At 67.3% G+C, this 19,346-nt stretch carries 14 protein-coding genes; 6 read left to right on the forward strand and 8 right to left on the reverse strand.

Features of this window, described 5'->3' with window-relative positions; genetic code table 11:
- Position 1: 1 nt before the first annotated feature.
- A complete protein-coding gene (locus tag JVH1_RS37375) occupies positions 2–2,752 on the reverse strand; it encodes a cation-transporting P-type ATPase (RefSeq protein WP_009472554.1) in 2,751 nt (916 codons plus the stop codon).
- A gap of 205 nt (positions 2,753–2,957) precedes the next feature.
- Here JVH1_RS37375 and JVH1_RS37380 point away from each other — a divergent pair, with 205 nt between their 5' ends.
- Entirely contained in the window at positions 2,958–5,288 is a 2,331-nt protein-coding gene (locus tag JVH1_RS37380; RefSeq protein WP_043777366.1) for a heavy metal translocating P-type ATPase, read from the forward strand.
- A gap of 12 nt (positions 5,289–5,300) precedes the next feature.
- On the opposite strand, the gene JVH1_RS37385 is transcribed toward JVH1_RS37380, so the two are convergent.
- The 4 genes from JVH1_RS37385 to JVH1_RS37400 all read right to left on the reverse strand — a co-directional run bounded on the left by JVH1_RS37385 (position 5,301) and on the right by JVH1_RS37400 (position 9,139).
- Positions 5,301–6,185, reverse strand: coding sequence for a universal stress protein (locus JVH1_RS37385; RefSeq protein WP_043777301.1), 885 nt, complete (start codon positions 6,183–6,185; stop codon positions 5,301–5,303).
- A 120-nt stretch (positions 6,186–6,305) separates the two neighbouring features.
- Positions 6,306–8,036: a GAF domain-containing sensor histidine kinase gene (locus tag JVH1_RS37390; protein ID WP_009472551.1), complete on the reverse strand. Its 1,731-nt coding sequence runs from the start codon at positions 8,034–8,036 to the stop codon at positions 6,306–6,308.
- Positions 8,037–8,105: 69 nt separating this feature from the next.
- Positions 8,106–8,753 (reverse strand): response regulator transcription factor, encoded by a 648-nt coding sequence (locus JVH1_RS37395; protein WP_009472550.1) that lies wholly within the window; start codon positions 8,751–8,753, stop codon positions 8,106–8,108.
- A gap of 98 nt (positions 8,754–8,851) precedes the next feature.
- Complete coding sequence (locus tag JVH1_RS37400; protein ID WP_009472549.1) at positions 8,852–9,139, reverse strand: hypothetical protein; 288 nt, start codon at positions 9,137–9,139, stop codon at positions 8,852–8,854.
- 270 nt (positions 9,140–9,409) lie between these two features.
- Between JVH1_RS37400 and JVH1_RS37405 the strand changes: the two genes are divergently transcribed.
- The gene (locus tag JVH1_RS37405) at positions 9,410–10,012 is read left to right on the forward strand and encodes a hypothetical protein (protein WP_009472548.1); all 603 of its coding nucleotides are present in this window, start codon (positions 9,410–9,412) and stop codon (positions 10,010–10,012) included.
- A gap of 42 nt (positions 10,013–10,054) precedes the next feature.
- Here JVH1_RS37405 and otsB read toward each other — a convergent pair whose 3' ends face one another.
- Positions 10,055–13,633: a trehalose-phosphatase gene (gene otsB / locus JVH1_RS37410; protein WP_371113106.1), complete on the reverse strand. Its 3,579-nt coding sequence runs from the start codon at positions 13,631–13,633 to the stop codon at positions 10,055–10,057.
- Positions 13,634–13,789: 156 nt separating this feature from the next.
- Positions 13,790–14,323, reverse strand: a complete 534-nt coding sequence (locus tag JVH1_RS37415) for a flavodoxin domain-containing protein (RefSeq protein ID WP_009472546.1) — start codon at positions 14,321–14,323, stop codon at positions 13,790–13,792.
- Positions 14,324–14,751: 428 nt separating this feature from the next.
- On the opposite strand from JVH1_RS37415, the gene JVH1_RS37420 reads away from it, so the two are divergent.
- The gene (locus tag JVH1_RS37420) at positions 14,752–15,648 is read left to right on the forward strand and encodes a universal stress protein (RefSeq protein WP_009472544.1); all 897 of its coding nucleotides are present in this window, start codon (positions 14,752–14,754) and stop codon (positions 15,646–15,648) included.
- Between the two features lie 9 nt (positions 15,649–15,657).
- Here JVH1_RS37420 and JVH1_RS37425 read toward each other — a convergent pair whose 3' ends face one another.
- Entirely contained in the window at positions 15,658–16,896 is a 1,239-nt protein-coding gene (locus JVH1_RS37425) for a serine hydrolase domain-containing protein (RefSeq protein WP_009472543.1), read from the reverse strand.
- Between the two features lie 206 nt (positions 16,897–17,102).
- Here JVH1_RS37425 and JVH1_RS37430 point away from each other — a divergent pair, with 206 nt between their 5' ends.
- The 3 genes from JVH1_RS37430 to JVH1_RS37440 all read left to right on the forward strand — a co-directional run bounded on the left by JVH1_RS37430 (position 17,103) and on the right by JVH1_RS37440 (position 19,343).
- On the forward strand, positions 17,103–17,354 hold the full coding sequence (locus JVH1_RS37430) for an SHOCT domain-containing protein (RefSeq protein WP_011593374.1): 252 nt from the start codon (positions 17,103–17,105) through the stop codon (positions 17,352–17,354).
- A 209-nt stretch (positions 17,355–17,563) separates the two neighbouring features.
- A complete protein-coding gene (locus JVH1_RS37435) occupies positions 17,564–18,985 on the forward strand; it encodes a wax ester/triacylglycerol synthase domain-containing protein (RefSeq protein WP_009472541.1) in 1,422 nt (473 codons plus the stop codon).
- 70 nt (positions 18,986–19,055) lie between these two features.
- Entirely contained in the window at positions 19,056–19,343 is a 288-nt protein-coding gene (locus tag JVH1_RS37440) for a DUF1876 domain-containing protein (protein ID WP_016884286.1), read from the forward strand.
- Positions 19,344–19,346 lie beyond the last annotated feature (3 nt).

Here is a 19,346-nt window from a genome sequence, read left to right on the forward strand (position 1 = left end):
ACTACGGCGCGATCCCGGCGGGCGATCGGGTCGCGGTACTGCGGGGTGTCCGTCGCCGGTGCCACCGCCACAGTTCGTCGCATCCCCAGACGACGAACGGCAGGGGAAGGAGCCATAGCACTCGATGCCATGACGGAGTCACGGTTCCGAAGACGAGTCGAAGCGGCGGCACGGTGACGACCAGCGCGGCGAAACATACCTCGAAGGCGGTTCCCCACAGCAACAGCGGGTTGGAGGCAATCCCCACCTCGGTGAGTGCCGCGTGTTCGGTGCGCGAGGCGAACGCGGTCCCGATCTGACAGGCGACGATGCCCAGGAAGCTCATTGTCGTCGCCGATTGCCAGGTGTGGTGCAGGCTTCCGGCGCCCACGTCCGCACCCAGATACCAGCCGCCGTCGAGGAGGGTCGTGAAGAAGAGTGCCATCACCAATACCGCCGACACGCCTCCCAGCAGACCCCACGAGCGGACGAGGATTCCCCGGTCGACGACGTTCTGGGTGCGCTTGCGCGGACGCCGATCCATCAGGCCCGGTTCGGCTTTCTCCCGGCCCAACGCCAGTGCCGGGAGGGTTTCGGTGCCCAGGTCGATGGCGAGGATCTGCATCACCGTGAGGGGGAGGGGTACCTGTCCGCCGGACAGTGCGTAGACGAGGAACGGCACCACCTCGGGGGTGGCGTGCGCGAAGATGTAGACGATGAACTTGCGGACGTTGTCGTAGACCCTCCGTCCCGCCTCGACGGCGCTCACGATGGTCGCGAAATTGTCATCGGTGAGGACCATCGTCGCGGCCTCCCGCGCGACATCGGTGCCCGACTTACCCATCGCCACACCGATATCGGAACGGCGCAACGCCGGAGCGTCGTTGACCCCGTCACCGGTCATCGCGACGACCTGCCCGCTGTCGCGCAAGGCATCGGTGATCCGCAACTTCGCCTCCGGTGAACTGCGCGCGAAGATGAGTTCGACGTCGGTGGCGAGCAATCTGTCGAGATCGGGTTCCGGCATCTGCTCGAGTTCCGAGCCGGTGACGACCCGTAGACCTGCGTGCCCGATCCCTACGCTCCGTGCGATCCCTCGCGCGGTGAGGCCGTGATCACCGGTGACGACGATGATCCGAATTCCCGCAGAATGACACCTGGCGACGGCCGCCGCCACTTCCGGACGCGGAGGATCTAGCATTGCCGCGATTCCGAGGAGGGTGAGAGCGCTCTCCGCCTCTTCCCGCGTCAGTCCCGGGTGAGTGCCCGCGTCGAGGTGACGCTCGGCGACGGCAAGCACACGCAACCCTTCGCGAGCCCAGTCGCGTACGAGATTCGCGGTGAACTCCCGATCGGAACCGGTGAAGGCCGTATCCACACCCGCCGGACCGGCGATTCGGGTACACCGGTCGAAGATCTCTTCGGGTGCTCCCTTGGCATGGATGTGCAGCGTGTCGCCGATACGATCGACGGTGGACATCCGGCGCAGCTCCGGGTCGAAATGGAACTGGGACACCCGGATTGCGGCAGCGTCTTCTGTCGCGGCTCCCAAGGACAGCGCTGCGTGCAGCAATGCCACCTCCGTCGGATCACCGGATTCGGCACCGTTACTCGGGATGCGGATCTCCGCGCTACAGCACGCGACGACAGCCCGGGCCGCCCGGCCTGCCGAAGTCTCCGGTGCCGGAACGGGGACGGCACCGTCGAACGTCACGACCCCGTCAGGGGTCCACAACCTGGTGGTACGCATCCGATTCATGGTCAGGGTGCCGGTCTTGTCGGTACAGATGACGCTGGTGGAGCCGAGTGTTTCCACAGCGGAGAGACGTTTGACCAGGGCGCCCTGCCGGGCGAGTGTCCGCACGCCCACCGCGAGAGCCAACGTGATCGTCGGCAGTAGGCCCTCCGGCACGTTGGCGACCAAAAGCCCGATTGCGAAATTGACCGAATCGTCGAGCGACAACCCCGCCATGAGCGTCCCCAGCGGGATGAACGCCAGACCCATCGCCACGGCAACCGCCGCGATCAGCCAGGCCACGCGTTTCACCTGCTTTTCGAGGGGGCTTTCCTCATGGCCCACGCGTTGTGACAGAGCCGCGATGCGTCCGAGTTCGGTGTGCATTCCTGTCGCGAACACGACCGCGGTGGCATCGCCGCCCACCACATTGGTGCCGCAGAAGACGATGTCCGCGGCCTCGATCAACGGTCCCGTGGTCGACCCGGCGTCGAATCGGATCAGAACCGGCACGGACTCGCCGGTGAGTGTCGACAGGTCGACCTCGACCGATCCCGACAGAAGTCGCGCGTCGGCAGACACCCGGTCGCCTTCGGACAGGAAGATCACATCACCCGGCACCAGTGACTGCACGTCGACCGTCTCCGTCGTTCCCTGCCGGGCGACGCGCGCCCTGGTCGGCAGAAACGCCGCCAACGCCTCGACCGCCTGCTCGGCGTGCCGTTCCTGCACGAACGCAAAGGCGGCGTTGAGCAGGATCACGACGACAATCGCGACACCCAGCGGCGCCGAACCGCTGACACCGGCGAGTAGGGCCGCCGTCCACAGCAGCAGCGCCAGCGGATGCGTGAACTGCCGCAGCAGCTGCCGGGGCCAGGTGCGCCCGCGATGCCGTTTCAGTTCATTGGTCCCGTAGACGAGTGTGCGCCGCTCCGCTTCTCTCCGTGACAGACCGTCCCGTCTGGTGCGGAGGTCACGCAGAAGCCGGTCGGTCGACTCCTGAGGGTCCACGTGAGCTGTTTCGGCCGCTGTCACCATCGCGCTCCTGGTCGTCGGGCCGTCCCGGCACGGATGACGGCGGGACGGGGACGGCGGGGTTCTTCTCCCGACGGTGCGCCGCCGCGGGTCGCAGGGAAAGGGACCTTGGTCCTCTCTTACCCGTCGCCCGCTGCACGAACCCGGCTCGTGCTGCAACGATGGAGACACGCGTCCTCACGCGTCGGCCCTCGACGAGGGAAGGCCCATTCACGACACACGAACCCGCACCACGTGGAATGCGCGCCTCACGAGGCTGTCGGCCCCCACTCTGCTGGCAGTCACCTCGGTGGCGCTCGTGTCCGGCCTGGTGGCCGGTTCGCTGGGTCGCCCGAACGTGGCGGACGCGTGTTGGGCGATCGGCACGGTGGTGTCCCTGGTGCCCGCTGTGGGCTGGGTGGTCGTGTCCCTCCTGCGGCGCACGGCCGGTGTCGATCTCATCGCCGTACTCTCCCTGCTGGGAACACTCGCGGTCGGCGAGTACCTGGCAGGTGCACTCATCGGGTTCATGCTCGCGACGGGGCGGACGCTCGAAACCGCGGCCGAGCGGCGCGCGTCACGCGACCTGCGTGCACTCCTCGAGCGCGCACCACGGCGAGCACACAAACGGGTCGGCGAGGACGTCGTCCTCGTCTCCCTCGACGAAGTGGAACCCACAGATCTGCTGGTCGTCGCGTCCGGCGAGGTGATTCCCGTCGACGGTGTCGTCGCCGACCGACCGGCCGTCCTCGACGAGTCCGCGCTGACCGGGGAGTCTCTCCAGGTCGAACGGCGAGTCGGGGAGTCGGTGCGCAGCGGGGTGGTGAACGTCGGGTCGGCGATCGAACTGCGCGCCACCGCGAACGCCGCGAACAGTACCTATTCCGGCATCATCCGGCTGGCCCAGGAAGCAGCCGACGACAAGGCGCCGATCGTGCGGATCGCGGACCGCTTCGCCGTCTGGTTCCTTCCCCTGACCCTGCTGGTGTCGTCCCTCGCATGGTGGCTGAGCGGTTCGGCCGTGCGCGCGGTCGCCGTTCTCGTCGTCGCGACCCCGTGCCCGTTGCTGCTCGCCGCCCCTGTCGCCATCGTCTCCGGGCTGTCCCGCGCCTCACGGATCGGTGTCGTCGTCCGCGGTGGCGGAGCACTGGAAACACTCGGTCGAGCGCGGACCCTGGTGATGGACAAGACGGGAACGCTGACGACCGGCAGGCCGTCCGGGCTCGACGTCGCGGCCGCCCCCGGCCACGATCCCGACGAGGTACTCCGACTCGCCGCCGCTGTCGACCAGTTGTCGCCCCACGTTCTCGCCGAGTCGATCGTCCACTTCGCGAGGGCGAGGGGCTGCGCGCTGCCACTGCCAACCGATGTCAGCGAGCAGGCCGGAGGCGGGGTCAGCGGCGTCGTGAACGGTCGTGCCGTCAAGGTCGGTGCGGACCACGGCGTGTTGCCGGACTGGGCGGAGGCCGTCTCGACACGATCGGCCCTGGACGGCGCGGCGGTGGCCTGGGTTCAGATCGACAGCACTCTGGCCGGGGCGATCCTGCTGCGGGATCCGCTTCGTCGAGACGCGCCTCGCACATTGCGCCGACTGCGGGCGGCCGGGCTGAACCGACTGATCATGCTGACCGGTGACCGCCGCGCACCGGCCCTCGAGATCGGGTCGATCGTCGGACTGGACGCCGTGCTCGCGGAGCAGACGCCTGTGGGCAAGGTGGCAGCAGTGCGGGAGGAGAAGCGCCGGGCCGTCACGATGATGGTGGGGGACGGGATCAACGACGCACCGGCATTGGCGGCGGCGTCGGTCGGAGTGGCGATGGGCGCGCGCGGCGCCACCGCCAGTTCCCAGGCCGCCGACATCGTGCTGACGACCGACCACCTCGCCCGGTTGGCGGACGCCATGGAGATCGCACGGCGGTCGAGGCGGATCGCGATCCAGAGTGCCGGCATCGGTATGACGCTGTCGCTGCTGGCAATGATTGCCGCGGCGTTCGGCTGGATCGCTCCCGCGCCGGGCGCCCTACTGCAGGAGGGGATCGATGTGGCGGTCATCCTCAATGCCCTGCGCGCCCTTCGGGGCGGCCGATCCCGCGAGCTCGCGGTCACCCGGGAAACCGGTCTGCTGCTGCAGCGTTTCAACCGTGAACACGACGACCTGCGGGGAGCCCTGACCCTGATCCGTGACGCGGCAGAGCAGGTGAGTAGCCAACCCGGACCCGAGACGGTAGCGGCGGCGCGGAAAGCACACACCGTGCTGGTGGAGCAGGTCCTGCCCCATGAGCGCGCCGAAGAGACCCAGCTGTATCCCGCGCTGGCGGAGGCGTTCGGGACGGCCGAAGCCACCGCCCCGATGAGCCGAGCGCACGCGGAGATCGATCGGCTCAGCCGACGCCTGAAAACTCACCTCGGCGCCGTCGAGGCGCACGGCGGAGTCCGCCCGGATCAGCGTGACGACCTTCTCGCGTGCCTGTATGGACTGTATGCGGTGCTGCGTCTACATTTCGCCCAGGAGGAAGAGGACTACTTCGCGCTGGCCCCGGGAATCGAGGACGAGCGCTGACCGGCGTCGGCGCTACCGAACGACGAGGAGCGGGCACCGGACGGAGTGCATCAGAGCCCGGCTCGTCGATCCCAACAGCATGCTGGTGAATCCGCCGCGTCCGCGACTACCGACAACGAGAAGTCGGGCGTTGTCGGCTTGTTCGCGCAAGTTGCGTACCGGCCGGTCCATGACGACCATCGTCCGCACCTTGACGTCGGGAAAATCCTCGGCACGGCCGGCGAGACTCTCCGACAGCAGGGCCGTCTCCTGGGTGACGATCTGCTTCCACCCGGAAACGCCGTCGACCTCCCCGTGCGGCACCGGGAGGTCGACGTCGGACCAGGCGTGCACGGCGACCAGTTCGCACTGGCGCAGGCCGGCCTCGACGAAGGCCATCGAGACGGCGGGCTCGCTGTGCGCCGAACCGTCCACCCCCACGACGACAGGCCCCTCGAGGCGGGTGACCTCGGAATCGGGAAGATCGTGGATGATCGCCACCGGGCACGGTGCGTGGGTGGCGACCGCGGCGCTGACCGATCCCAGGAAGCCGCGCTCGATGATTCCCTGCCGGTTCGAGCCGACGACGACCATCGCGGCGGATTGCGCTCTCTCCAGGAGTTCCCCGGCCGGCGTTCCGGTGCAGAGGGTGGTGTGCAGGTCGAGGGACTGCCCGGGCACCGTCCGGCCGGCGATCTCCGCCGCGACGGCCAGCCGGTTCTTCCCGTTGCGTTCCTCGTCGTCGAAAAAGCTCTCCGGCATGCCGATCGGCACACCGTAGGCGCCCGCCACGAACGTGGTCGTGACGATCGACAGCGCGCAGTTCCGCAACGCCGCCTCCTGCGCGGCCCACGCCACCGCCTGGAGCGAGGACGGTGACCCGTCTGTTCCGACGACGATCGCGCGATGGGGCGCCATGATGTTCTCCTCGAGGAAGCTCGCGGCAGATGTTGCCGCTACTCTCATCGTGACTGTGTGTCCGTGGTCGGCGTAGGGGAGAAGGTCCCCACCTCGGCGGACGGGCGTGCCGCTCCCTGCTCACGGGAGCGGCGCCGACCACCGGAGAGTGGTGCCGCCACCGGGGGTGGTGTCGATGGTGAAGTGCCCGTTCACTTCCCGCGCCCGGATAGCCAGGTTTTCCAATCCACTGGTGACGGCGTTCTCCACGAAACCTTTGCCGTCGTCCGCGACCTCGATGGCGAGATCGTCATAGACGGAGATGCTGACCGTGACCGTTTCGGCTCCTGCATGCCGTACCGCGTTGCTCAACGCCTCACGTAGGACGGCCTCGGCGTGCTCGGCGAGCGCGGCGTCGATGACGGACAGCGGCCCGGACATGTGCACGGTCGTGCGGAGTCCGGAATCCGCGGTGGTCTCGGCGACGATCTCGTGCAGCCGCCGCCGGAACTGGGTCATCCCCCCCGAACCGCCGTGAAGGTCGAAGATGGCGGTACGGATATCACGCACGATGTCGTGAAGGTCGTCGATCGACTGTTCGAGCCGCTGCTTGACGATCGGAGCCTTCGCCCTCTGCAAGGTGCTCTGCAGCGACAGGCCGACCGCGAAGAGGCGCTGAATGACGTGGTCGTGGAGATCCCGCGCGATGCGATCCCGATCGGACAGGACGTCGAGCTCACGCATTCGGCGTTGACTGTTGGCCAGCTGCAACGCGACGGCCGCCTGGTCTGCGAACCCCGACATCAGCGCCAGCTGGTCGTCGGTGAACGGCAGAGCGTCGACGTGGCGGAGCGTCACCAGCACCCCCGTCACCGATTGCGCGGCACGCAGCGGCAGCGCCAGCGCCGGACCGAACCGGGTTCCCGTCTCGAACCCGGGGTCGAACGCCAGCGCCGTGACGCGAAGCGGTGTCCGTTCGCGGAAAGCCTCGCCGGACGTGGATTTGTCGACCGGGATCGTCCGGCCGATGATCCGATCCGACACCGTCCCCGCCGATGCCGTCACCACGAGCTCGGTGACCTCGTCCGACGGGATGTCGGGATCGTCCGGTACCGCGAGAAAGGCACTGTCGGCGCCGGTGAGGGCAAGGGCGTCGTCGGCGATCACCTGCAGCACCTCGGCCGTCTCGCTGCCCGCGAGTAGTTCGGTCGCGATCTCCCGCGTCGCTTCGAGCCACGCCTGCCTCGTCCGGGACTCCTCGTACAGGCGGGCGTTCTCGATCGCGATCCCGGCCGCGGCCGCGAGCGCGCGGAGAAGGACCTCGTCGTCCTCGGTGAACTGTGACCCGTTAGCCTTCTCCGTCAGATACAGATTCCCGAACACCTCGTCCCGGATCTGAATGGGAACTCCCAGAAAGGTTTTCATCGGCGGGTGCTCGGCCGGGAATCCCACCGACGCGGAGTGATGAGACAGGTCATCCAGCCGGACCGGCTTCGGATTGGTGATGAGAAAACCGAGGACCCCGCGACCACGGGGCAGGTCGCCGATACGCTCGCGGGTCTCCTCGTCGATGCCCTCGAAGACGAACTCACTCAGGCCCCCACCCGGGCCGAGCACCCCCAGCGCGCCGTAGCGGGCATCCACCAGATTGATCGCAGCATGGACGATGGTGTGGAGCGTGTTGTCGAGGTCGAGTCCCGACGTGACCGCGAGCATCGCCTCGAGCAGCCCGTCGACGTGATCTCGGGCATCGACGATCTGCTCGATGCGCTCCTGCACCTCGGCCAGGAGCTCACGGAGCCGAAGCTCGGACAGACTACCGAGTAACGGACCTCGGTCGCCCGCATCCGGTTGACGGGTCACACGACGCATTGTCCCACGTAGCGCCATGGCGGGGAGCCGGAACAACCACTGGACGCACAACCGACCCGGTCTGATCCGTCAGATGCCGGACTGTCTCGACTGCATCTTCGTCGCGAGCACCGCGGCCTGAGTCCTGCGCTCCACACCCAGCTTGGTCAGCAGCCGGGACACGTAGTTCTTGACGGTCTTCTCGGCCAGAAACATCCGCGCCGCGATCTGACGGTTCGTCAGCCCCTCACCGAGCAGGGCGAGGAGTGTCCGTTCCTGATTCGTCAGATGCCCGAAGATTCCATCCTTCTCACCAGCGTTCGCGCGGACCTTCACCATCAGAGCAGCGGCGGCGCGACTGTCGAGGAGTGACCTGCCGGCCCCGACGTCGTGGACCGCCCGGGTCAATTCCATACCCCGGATGTCCTTCACGACGTATCCACTGGCCCCGGCGAGAATCGCGTCGAGCATCGCCTGGTCGTCCGAGAACGAGGTGAGGATGAGGCAGTGCAATTCCGGCATCAGTGAGTGCAGTTCGCGGCACAGTTCGATTCCGTTGCCGTCGGGGAGCCGCACGTCGAGGACCGCGACGTCGGGTTTCAGGGCCGGCACGCGTGCCATCGCCTGAGAGTAGGAGGCGGCTTCACCGACGACCGTCAGATCGGGGTCAGCGGTGAGGAGGTCGGCGATTCCGCGCCGGACGACCTCGTGATCATCCACGAGAAAGACGTTGATCATGCCGCAACCTCCAGTCTTTGCTGTGTGATCGCTCCGGGAATCAGACTACGCCGAGATCAGCAGGCATCCGAAGCCTCCGACTCGAGGCCCTCCGATGGTCATCGAGTGGCGGGACGAACCGGGCGCATCCCGTGCCGGCGTGGTCGGTGGGGCATCAACATCGCCACCGCCAGGCCGACGGTGGCGACCAGTGTCGCGGCCGCGCCGACTCCGACGAGGGGAGTCGCCAGCCAGGCGCCGAGCAGGACGACCAGGCCTGCGGTCACCGCTCCCGACAGCAACGCCAGCACCAGCCCGATCGGGTGGAGGTACAGGAACTCGCCGGGTTCGCCGTCGCGCGGGCGACGGTCCTCGCGCGGCCGCGCGGTGGGGTGACGTTCGAACATGCGGTCCTCACTCCTTCGCCGACGGGTGGTTCCGATGTGGTGTGTCGGCCTCTTCCACAACGGTGCGATAACGGCGCTCGCGTTTCCAGGGCCGAAAGTCACCAGGTCAGAGTTGTCGGGTTTTCGCGGGCGGGCGACGAAATGTGACGCCCGGCCGGGCCTCCGATGCCGGTCCGGCTCGGTCGTCCCTGCCCATGACCTTGTGCCCTAGGCCGTTCACCTGGTGCGCGCAAGACTCGAACACAGGAGGACCGTTCCGAGGAGGGCGTGATGACCATCGATCAGGCACTGCGCTGGTGGCGTCTGGCGCCGTGGAGCCGAAACCCCCTGATGCGGGGCACGGATCGTGTCGACTCCGTCGTCGCGGCCGTCCTGATCACCGTCGTCCTGATCGTGGTCCCGTTCGCGGCGGCGTTCGGAACCGTGACCTACACCGGCTTGGCCGAACGGTCTCACGCCGAACTGCAGACCAGGCACGCACAGTCCGCCGTTCTCGTCGAGGACCCACGGCCGGTGGTGGTCGCCGACGCGCACAGCCGCTCACCGGACACGCAGGACCGTGCGACAGCGCAGTGGACGGCACCGGACGGCACCCTCCGCTCGACCGACGTGGAGACCGCGCCCGGGACGCACCGCGGCGACACGGTCACGGTGTGGGTGGACACGAACGGCAACGTCGTTGCCGAGCCCCGGTCGGGAATGCAGAACGCGGCGATCGCCGTGAGCGCGGCCCTGTCGGTGTGGGCGGGCGCGGCGGTCGGCGCCCTCCTGCTGTACTCCGGCGTGCGGTGGATCAGCGGCCGAAGCCGGATGCGGCAGTGGGATCGGGAATGGAACGATCTCGGCCGCACACCGGGATGGCCGGTCAGTTGACCGACCGACGCGCCGGTCGTGAACGTCCCGCCTTGACGGTGCCTAACCCAGACTGACCGTGCACCCCGGTTCCAGCCGAACGACCTGATCGCGACACGAGATCTCGATCGCGCGTTGATTTCCGGCGCCCGCACTGACCTGAACGCGCCGACCGCTGATCGTCAGCCACAGCTGGTGCCCGCGATAGACGATCGGAAATTCGAGCGCACCGAGCGTATGCGGCCATTCCGGGCTGAACACGAGGCGGTCACCGCGCGTTTCCAGCCCCGTGAAGCAGCGCTGCAGCAGGTCGATGCTTCCCGCCATCGCCGCCAGGTGGATCCCCTCGGAGGTCGTGCCGCCCTGGATGTCGGTGATGTCGGACGCGAGAACCCTGTCGAAGAATTCCATGGCCTTGCTACGGTTGGCGCGGGCCAGCACCCAGGAATGCACCACCGCACTGAGCGTGGAACCGTGTGAGGTCCGCGCGATGTAGTAGTCGATGGTGCGCGGGATCGCCTCCGGTTCGAGCTGATATCCGAGGTGCCCGAACAGATCTCGCAGTTCGTCGGCGGACAGCAGATAGAACAGCATCAACACGTCGGCCTGCTTCGACGCCCGGTACCGGTTGACGTCGTCGCCCTCCGCCTCGAGGATGCGGTCGAGCCGCTGAATGTCGGTGTACCGCTGCCGGTAGCCGGCCCAGTCCAGTTCCGCCAGCGCCTCGTACCCCTCGAACTGACTGATGACCCGATCGTGGAAGGGAACGAACATGCGGCGGCTCACGTCCGCCCACCGGGCCATCTCGTGGGCATCCAGGCTCAGGGTGTCCACCAGATCGGCCCGGTCCGGGGCCGGAATCATATCGAGGGCCTCTCGCGCCCGGAGGATCACCCACACGGCCATGACGTTGGTGTACGCGTTGTTGTCGACTCCCTCGTGCGGTGCGTCGGGGTAGCCGGAATGAAACTCGTCCGGCCCCATCACCCCGCGGATGGTGTAGCGACGCCGCGCCGACTCGTAGGAGGCGAGGCCGGCGAAGAATCGGGCGATCTCCACCAGCATCTCGGCGCCGAAATCACTGAGAAACTCGAGATCCCCGGTGACCTGGTAGTAGTTCCAGACGTTGTAGGCGATCGCGATGCCGATGTGGTGCTGGCGCCAACTCGGGTCCGGGAGCCAACGACCGGACCGCGGGTTGAGATGCACTTGCTGGCTTTCCTCCCGGCCGTCGCTGCCCGACTGCCACGGGAACATGGCGCCGCGATGACCGGCCGCCCGCGCGGCCCGGCGGGCCTCCGGCAGACGACGGTACCGGTAGCGCAGCAACGACCGGGTCAAGGTAGGCACCCGCAGGTTCAGGACCGGGAAGACGAACAACTCGTCCCAGAAGACGTGGCCGCGGTACGCCTCACCGTGCAGTCCCCGGGCGGGCACACCGACATCGAGGTCCGCGGTGTTCGGCGACACCGTCTGCAGGAGTTGCATCTGGTGGAGCCGGGCGATGCGCAGCCCGTCCTGGTAGTGGCCGAGGGAGATTCCGATGCGGTCCCACAGGTGCTCCCAGGCCAGGACGTGACCGTCCAGCACTTCCTCGAACCCACCGATCGACGGCACCCAGCGTGCCGCTTCGTCGGCCGGTTCGGACAGTGCGTGATCGCGCCCGGTGAACACGGTCACCATCTTCTCGAACGTGACGGACTCACCCTCGGTGAGATCGACCGTGAGGTCGTGGCCGATGCGCCCGTCGTCATCGTGCAGACGGTAGGTGCATTCGCGGTGTCGATCGCGGGGCGACAGCGTGGTCCGTGCCGCCATGGCCACCGGTATCCGCGACTGGGTGGTCTGCATCGCCAGCAGGACGGTATCCGCCGACAGCGCGCCGGACTGGAGCGGCGCGAGATGCTCGGCGGCGAGATCCCGGTACCGCTCGACGAGGGTGTTGCGGACCGCACCGTCGAGAGCCGAACGCAACTCGAACGAGCCGGACCAGTTCTCGGCGACGATCGTCGTCTGCAGTGCACACACGTGGGGGAGATGCATGGCGACGAATCTCCGCTGGATGACCGACGTCGTTCGCCCGGCGCCGTCGCGGTACCGGAACCGGCGGGTGAGTACGGCGCGACGCAGATTGAGGTACTGGCGGTACTCGAGCAGGTCGGTGGCGTCGACGTCGAACCACGGCCCGCCCTCGATGCGAAAGGTCGTCGTCAGCCAGTTCGGGGCATTCACCATGCTTTCGTTCACGATCTCCGTCCCGGCACGTTCGTCGCGTAAGCGGTTGTACAGACCCGCGATATAGGTGCCCGGGTAGTGGACGGAGCCGGCCGTTGCCTCGGGTGCGCACCCGCGAGTCGCGAAGTAGCCGTTCCCCAGAGTGCAGATGGCCTCCCGTAACTTCTCGGTCGCGGGGTCGTAGCCGTCGTAGAACAGCATCCACGCATCGGCCGTGGCTGCGGTCTCGGGGTCGCGACCGAGGAGATCCGCGAGCCGCTGCAGCAGTTCGCGGACCTGGGCCGGGTCGTTCACGGCGAATCGTGCCGCCGACCGTCGATCCCCGACCTCCGTGCTGCGGACGACGATCCCCACCCCGTTCGTCGTCACGGCGTCGAAGGCGTCCTCGTCGGTGAGGTCGTCGCCGATGTAGATCGGAAGTAGGGACTTCGCGTCGTGGATGTGCTCGAGGACCCAGTTCAATGCGCGTCCCTTGTCCCAGTCGACGTCGGGACGGAGTTCGACGACCTTGCGACCCCCGGTGACCCGCAGGCGGACCTCCCCGGTGGTGGCGACGTCATGGACCGTGGCGACGACCTCGTCGATCCGGTCGGGGGCAACGTTGCGGTAGTGGACGGCGACGGTGTATTTCTTCGGTTCGATCAACACGCCCGGCACGTCTCGGAGGCGGTCGGTGAGGGCGCGGGTGGCGTGATGCAGCAACGGTACCGCGGCGAGAGCGTCGGGATTCTGGTAGTACTGCCCCTGCGGTCCGGCCAGTTCGAATCCGTGGCTGCCCGCATACCAGATGTCCGCCAGACCGACCCGTGTCTGCACGTCCGCGAGGTCGCGTCCGCTGATCACCGCCACCGGGCACTCGTGTGTCAGCCGAACCAGCTCGTCGCCCACACCGTCGACCAGGACGGCCTTCGACGGGTCGGACACGATGTTCGCGAGTGTGCCGTCGAAGTCGAGAAACACTGCGGGCCTGCGGATCCGGAGGAGGGCGGTCAGTTCATGCCGCGACGTAAGAGCGTCCGGAATCTCGGACAGCCGGAGATCGCTCGCACGGAACTGGATCTCGGAGGGGTCGGCGACAACGAAATCTGCTCCGCACCGTGCCAAGTCGTCGGCGCGGCGGTCGTGCCCGACCCCGATGACAAGTGCGAAGCCGCCCCGCCTGGCCGCGGCTGCCGCCTCCGCGGAGGCCGTGACGACCACCGCACCGCCCGGATGTGCGCCCAGTCGGTCGGCGGCGTCGACCGGCGACGCGCCGTCGACCCGAACCGGAAACAGGTCGGCGATCCTTGCGATGTCGAGCACCGGTCGAACGTCGCGATCGGCCGAGAAGACCGCGGTCGCCACCCCGAGACTCTGCAGCTGACGGACGAGTGCTCTCGTGGTGTCGGTCCGCGCGGACTCGGTCATCGCGACGTCGAGGTCGAAGATCACCGCATCGTGCCGTCGCAGATCGATCCCAGCGTGTGACACGGGGCTCAGCTCCCGGGTGGTGGACGCATGACAACTGCTCTCCGAACTGCCGCGACGCCGGTATGCCCAGATTACGTCGGAAGCGCGCGATGATCAGGCGTGACTGGAGGTGACCTGCCGAGCGAGTGTCCGGCCCCACTGCTCGGCGCGTGTCTCCTCGCCATCCTCGAGCCGCGATTCCTTGTCGACGAGGAAACTCTCGGAGTCGGCGACGAGATCGAACCCGTGCAGGCGCAGCTTTCGGCAGATGCCCTTCGATGCCCGGCCGGTCAGTAGGGCGGGGCCGTTCGCACGAGTGTCGAACGCCACCGCCTTCCCGTGAGTCGGGGGGAGCCCGTCGAGCCACTCACGGAGGCCCTCGCTCTCCGCGTCAGGTTCCAGTGTCACCGTGCTGTCCGGTTTCTGGGCCGTCACGGCCGCTCCGCGACGGGTCGACTCCCGGCTCATCCCGTGGACATGCGTCGGACCGCCGACCATCACGAGATCGTAGCCGGACAGGTCTTCGTCACCGGCCCGGGTGACCGGGACCGCTGTGACGGGTCCCGCGGACTCGAGGCCCCGGGCGATCGCCTCTGCCACGTGCCGGGTGTTTCCGAACATCGATTCGTAGACCACGAGTGTTCGCATGTCGACTCCTTCTGAGGTTGGGGGCTCGGCGCCGCGATCTGGGCCAGAGCGTGTTCTGGCCGACGGTTCACGTCGACGGGTGCGCGCCGAACATCACGCGCGCCCACCAGTCGGCCAGCGGGCTCGGATCGGGCCAGTCGATTCGGTCGTCATCCGTCTCCGGCACTGGCGGCTGTGTGTGTCTCGTCGTCGACCGACTTCCCTGTCGACGACGTTGAGGTGGGGGATTCATGGCGAACTCCGAGGGGTCGTGTCACTTCGGATTCAACCAACGATGGCGACCACCGAGTAGGGTCTACCGTCACTTTCCGGAACTGTGCCCCCTGCATAGGCATCGGGTCGCGCCGTGGTGAGCGGGATGACCTATGCCCCTACCGACGCCGTTGTCGCATCTGAGACCGTGACGATGACCGGAGGAGTTGAGGACCATGAGTATTCTCGCGCAACGTCAGGCCATCGTCGTCGGTGTCGACGGTTCGGAACGAGCGATGCGAGCCGCGGTCTGGGCGGCGGCGGTCGCTCGGCGCAAGTCTGTGCCACTGCGTCTGGCTCACGTCCTGCCCAGTCCGGGATATCACTACAGCGAAGCCGCGCTTCTCTTCCAGAACGAGTTCGCCGAGGAAGTCGAGAAGTCTGCCCACGAGATCCTGGATCGCGCCGAACAACACGTCAAGAGCGCCGTCCCCGACGTCACCGTGTCGTGCAGCACCCATCCCGGCCCCGCGGGACCGGCACTCGCAGGATTGAGCGCGCACGCCGAGATGGTGGTGGTGGGATCCACCGGTGCGGGTGCACTGCAATCGATCCTCACCGGCTCCACCGTCCTGCAGGTGGTCAACCGTGCGCACTGTCCGGTTACCGTGTTCCGATCGGAGGCACCGTCCCCGGTACCCGACCACCGTCCTGTCGTCGTCGGCGTCGACGGCAGTGACCTGAGCTCACTCGCCATCACTACGGCCGTCGAATTCGCCACGTTCTTCGAGGTACCGCTCCTCGCGGTGCACGGCTGGGGCGCCGGCGACCTCTCGGAGCGCCCTGCCGCCCTGCCGATGGTGAACTGGGCCGTCGTCGAAGAAGAGCAATCCGTTCTGATGGCGGAGAATCTCGCCGGCTGGCGCGAGAAATGCCCGGATCTACAACTGACGACCGTCATCGAACAAGCTGGTCCGGCCGAGCTGATCCTCGAGTACGCTCGCGACGCACAACTCGTCCTCGTCGGCAGCCACGGCCACAACCGCCTGGCCGGAGCGTTTCTGGGATCGACCAGTCAGAATTTGCTCCATCACGTCGCCTGCCCGATCACGATCTGCCGCCGAGCGAGCTGACCTCACGGGTCACAGTCGCCGGGCGATCGATTCCGCTTGCGCGCCCAGTTTTGCCAGCCGCAGGTCGGCGAGCGGGGTCAGTGCACCGCCCATCCTGTTCGTCACGAACGCCACCGACAGCCCCGTCTCCGGGTCCGCGAACGCGCCGGAACCACCGAGTCCGTAGTGGCCGAATGCGTGTGGATACTGATTGCGGCTGGCGACGAACGCCGCATGATAACCCAGGCGCCAGTGCATCCGGATACCGAGCACATAGTCGCGTGCCGTCGTCTGCACCTCACCGATCTGCGCGAGCGTGTCCTCCGTCAGGAACCTCCTTCCGCCCACCATGCCCTTGTTCGCGAGCGCCGCATACATTCGGGCGAGGGCACGGGCACTGAAGACACCGTTCCAGCCGGGCATCACATAGTCGTGAATGGCCGGATTGCGGACCAGTTCGTCGAACCCCTCCGGCATGCCTGCGTGTGCGATGTTCCGCAACACAGGCAGGCACGACAGGGCGAAGGACGCGGTCTCCCACGGCACCCCGAACGGAGTGATGCGGGGGAAGGACTTGGCGATGCGGTGACGTTCCTCCGCGGGAACCTGGAACCAGAATTCGCGGATTCCGAGGGGTTCGGCGATCTCGGTGCGGACGAGGTCGGTGAACGACGAACCGGTCGCCCGAGTGGTGAGTTCCGCGACCAGCGATCCGAACGTGACGGCGTGATAACCCGGCATGACGGCTCGGCGACGATCCGGTGCCGCGGATGCGAGAGCGCCGACGACGCTGTCGTGATCGAACAGCGCCGCCCGCCCCGGTACCAGTCCGCGCACACGATGCAGACCAGCCCGGTGCGTCAACAAATCCCGCACCGTCACCAACTCCTTGCCGGCACTCGCGAACTCGGGCCAATACGTGGCAACGGGTGCGTCGTAGTCGATCAGTTCGCGGTCCACCAGCCGGTGTAGCACCGTGCTCGCAACGCCCTTGCCGGTGGAGAAGGACACCGAGACGGTGTCGGACTGCCAGCGCGTGTCGCGCGCGGCCCATCCCGACCAGATGTCGACCACGGGCTCACCGTGCAGGTAGAGCGCGAGGGCGCCGCCCCCGTCGCTAGGCTGCCCGAACAACCGGAAGAACTGACCGGCCAGCTCACCGAAACGAGGATCGACGAGCATCATGCTGGGCGTGGGAAGCTCCGGACGCGCCACCGTACGCTTGCGGGTCGGCAGGTTGTCTGCGGCAAGTTCGCGGGGATTCGTCATGGCGTGCAGTCTCACTGTCGGCGGTCGCCCGATGCCACCACCATCGCTTGTATACAACACTGGATACGGCGCGCTGATTCCTCCGGGGACACCACCGGAAACGGCCGAAAGACCCTGTAAACGACCCCCGGCACGGTGTGACACTGGTAGCACGGCGGACCAATTCGGACCACACCGCCGAACAGCCCGGAGGAGGCCGCCCCGTGATGTACGACGACGATGTCGGCGGTTGGGGGTATGCACTGATGTTCACCGGTATGGCGCTGATCTGGGGCCTGCTGATCGTGGGAATCATCCTGTTGATCCGCTACGTGAGTCACCCGTTCCCGGCACCGCCCGGCGAGCCACCGCATCGCAGTGCCGAAGCGGTCCTGGCCGAGCGATTCGCACGCGGAGAGATCGACGAGCAGGAATACAGGAATCGCCTGAGCATCCTGCGCGCCGGGACGACGCCCTGACACCCGCGCACACGAAGGAGGTGATCGTGATGGATGCGATGCAGATGTTCCACATGTTCATGATGTGGCTGCACAGCATGGGTGTCCTGCCGCCCATGCACATGATGCCGATGTGACGCCGCGGCGCGGGGTCCCGCAGGGACGGGTCCCCGGCGCCCACACCGAAGCTCAGCGACACAGACCGACCGCAGACCCGATCCACGAGCGAGTTGACCGACGTGATCACCACGAATCAGCGATACATGACCCAGACGGACTTCATGTCGTGGCGGATGGAGGAGGATCCGATCCTCCGATCGACCATCGTGGCTGTCGCGCTGCTCGACCGCAGGCCGGATCAGAGCCGATTCGTAGACATGATGCGCAGAGCGGTCGACCTCGTTCCCCTGTTCCGGCGGACGGCGATCGAGGATCCGCTGGGCCTGGCGCCGCCGCGGTGGGCGGACGATCGAGACTTCGACCTCAGCTGGCACCTGCGCCGCTACACCCTCGCCGAACCACGAACATGGGACGGGGTTCTCGACTTCGCGCGGACCGCCGAGATGACGGCGTTCGACAAGCGCCGCCCGCTCTGGGAGTTCACGATTCTCGACGGACTGAACGACGGCAGATCCGCCCTCGTGATGAAAGTGCATCACTCTCTCACCGACGGTGTCAGTGGAATGCAGATAGCCCGGGAGATCGTGGATTTCACCCGCGAAGGCACACCACGACCCGGCCGGACCGACCGGGCGACGGCCGTGCCGCACGGTGGATCGTCTCGTCCGCCGAGCCGCCTCTCCTGGTACCGGGATACGGCCGCGGACGTGACCCATCGGGCGGCGAACATTTTGGGCCGCAACAGTGTTCGGCTGGTTCGTGCGCCGAGGGCCACCTGGCGCGAAGCAACCGCTCTCGCCGGCTCCACACTGCGCCTCACGCGTCCCGTGGTTTCCACGCTGTCCCCGGTGATGACGAAACGCAGCACGCGGCGTCACTGCGCGGTGCTCGACGTGCCGGTGGAAGCGCTCGTTCAGGCGGCCGCGGCGGCCGCCGGTTCGATCAACGACGCGTTTCTGGCTGCTGTCCTGCTGGGAATGGCGAAGTATCACCGACTGCACGGAGCCGAGATCCGCGAACTGCGGATGACGCTGCCGATCAGCCTGCGCACCGAAACGGACCCGCTGGGCGGCAACCGCATCAGTCTGGCACGATTTGCGCTACCCACCGATATCGACGACCCCGCCGAGCTGATGCGCCGGGTACACGCCACCGTCGATGCGTGGCGCCGTGAGCCCGCGATTCCGTTGTCCCCGATGATCGCCGGCGCCGTGAACCTGCTTCCCGCCTCGACACTCGGAAACATGCTCAAACACGTCGACTTCGTCGCCTCGAACGTCGCCGGATCCCCGGTCCCACTGTTCATTGCCGGCTCGGAGATCCTGCACTACTACGCATTCAGCCCCACACTCGGATCGGCGTTCAACGTCACCCTGATGTCCTACACCACGCAATGCTGCGTCGGGATCAACGCCGACACCGATGCCGTGCCGGATCTGGCGACCTTGACGGAGTCTCTCGCCGACGGGTTTCGCGCCGTCCTCGGACTGTGCGCGAAGACAACCGACACGAGGGTGGTCGTGGCCTCATGATCGCGGAACCCCCATGTAACCGACAAGCACATCGAGGACGCGACGCCGCGCCCACACCGAACGGAGGCCGATGAACATGAACGAGAAGACGTGGTCCGTGGAGATCGTCATCGACGAGCACGACGCCGACGAAGGCGGGTCCAGGACCCGGGCCCAAGCCCGGCTCCGAACCCGCGACACCCACACCCTGGTCGGGGTCGGGCTCGCCCGCCGGAATCCCGCGGACACCGAGATCCCCGAGATCGGCGACGAACTGGCCACGGCACGTGCGTTGGCCGACCTCGCCCACCAGTTGATCGAGCTCACCGCGGCCGACGTGGAAGCGGCCACGCACAGCCGGGTCCACCTCACCGAGTGATGG

The organism is Rhodococcus sp. JVH1, assembly GCF_000280725.2.
GTDB classification, from domain to species: domain Bacteria; phylum Actinomycetota; class Actinomycetes; order Mycobacteriales; family Mycobacteriaceae; genus Rhodococcus_F; species Rhodococcus_F jostii_A.

Bases quoted from the DNA above. Each gene is read 5' to 3' on its own strand.
- JVH1_RS37375 (WP_009472554.1), bottom strand. From the start codon at position 2,752: ATGGTGACAGCGGCCGAAACAGCTCACGTGGACCCTCAGGAGTCGACC.
- JVH1_RS37385 (WP_043777301.1), bottom strand. From the start codon at position 6,185: ATGGCGCCCCATCGCGCGATCGTCGTCGGAACAGACGGGTCACCGTCC.
- JVH1_RS37390 (WP_009472551.1), bottom strand. From the start codon at position 8,036: ATGCGTCGTGTGACCCGTCAACCGGATGCGGGCGACCGAGGTCCGTTA.
- JVH1_RS37395 (WP_009472550.1), bottom strand. From the start codon at position 8,753: ATGATCAACGTCTTTCTCGTGGATGATCACGAGGTCGTCCGGCGCGGA.
- JVH1_RS37400 (WP_009472549.1), bottom strand. From the start codon at position 9,139: ATGTTCGAACGTCACCCCACCGCGCGGCCGCGCGAGGACCGTCGCCCG.
- JVH1_RS37405 (WP_009472548.1), top strand. From the start codon at position 9,410: ATGACCATCGATCAGGCACTGCGCTGGTGGCGTCTGGCGCCGTGGAGC.
- otsB (WP_371113106.1), bottom strand. From the start codon at position 13,633: ATGACCGAGTCCGCGCGGACCGACACCACGAGAGCACTCGTCCGTCAG.
- JVH1_RS37415 (WP_009472546.1), bottom strand. From the start codon at position 14,323: ATGCGAACACTCGTGGTCTACGAATCGATGTTCGGAAACACCCGGCAC.
- JVH1_RS37420 (WP_009472544.1), top strand. From the start codon at position 14,752: ATGAGTATTCTCGCGCAACGTCAGGCCATCGTCGTCGGTGTCGACGGT.
- JVH1_RS37425 (WP_009472543.1), bottom strand. From the start codon at position 16,896: ATGACGAATCCCCGCGAACTTGCCGCAGACAACCTGCCGACCCGCAAG.
- JVH1_RS37430 (WP_011593374.1), top strand. From the start codon at position 17,103: ATGTACGACGACGATGTCGGCGGTTGGGGGTATGCACTGATGTTCACC.
- JVH1_RS37440 (WP_016884286.1), top strand. From the start codon at position 19,056: ATGAACATGAACGAGAAGACGTGGTCCGTGGAGATCGTCATCGACGAG.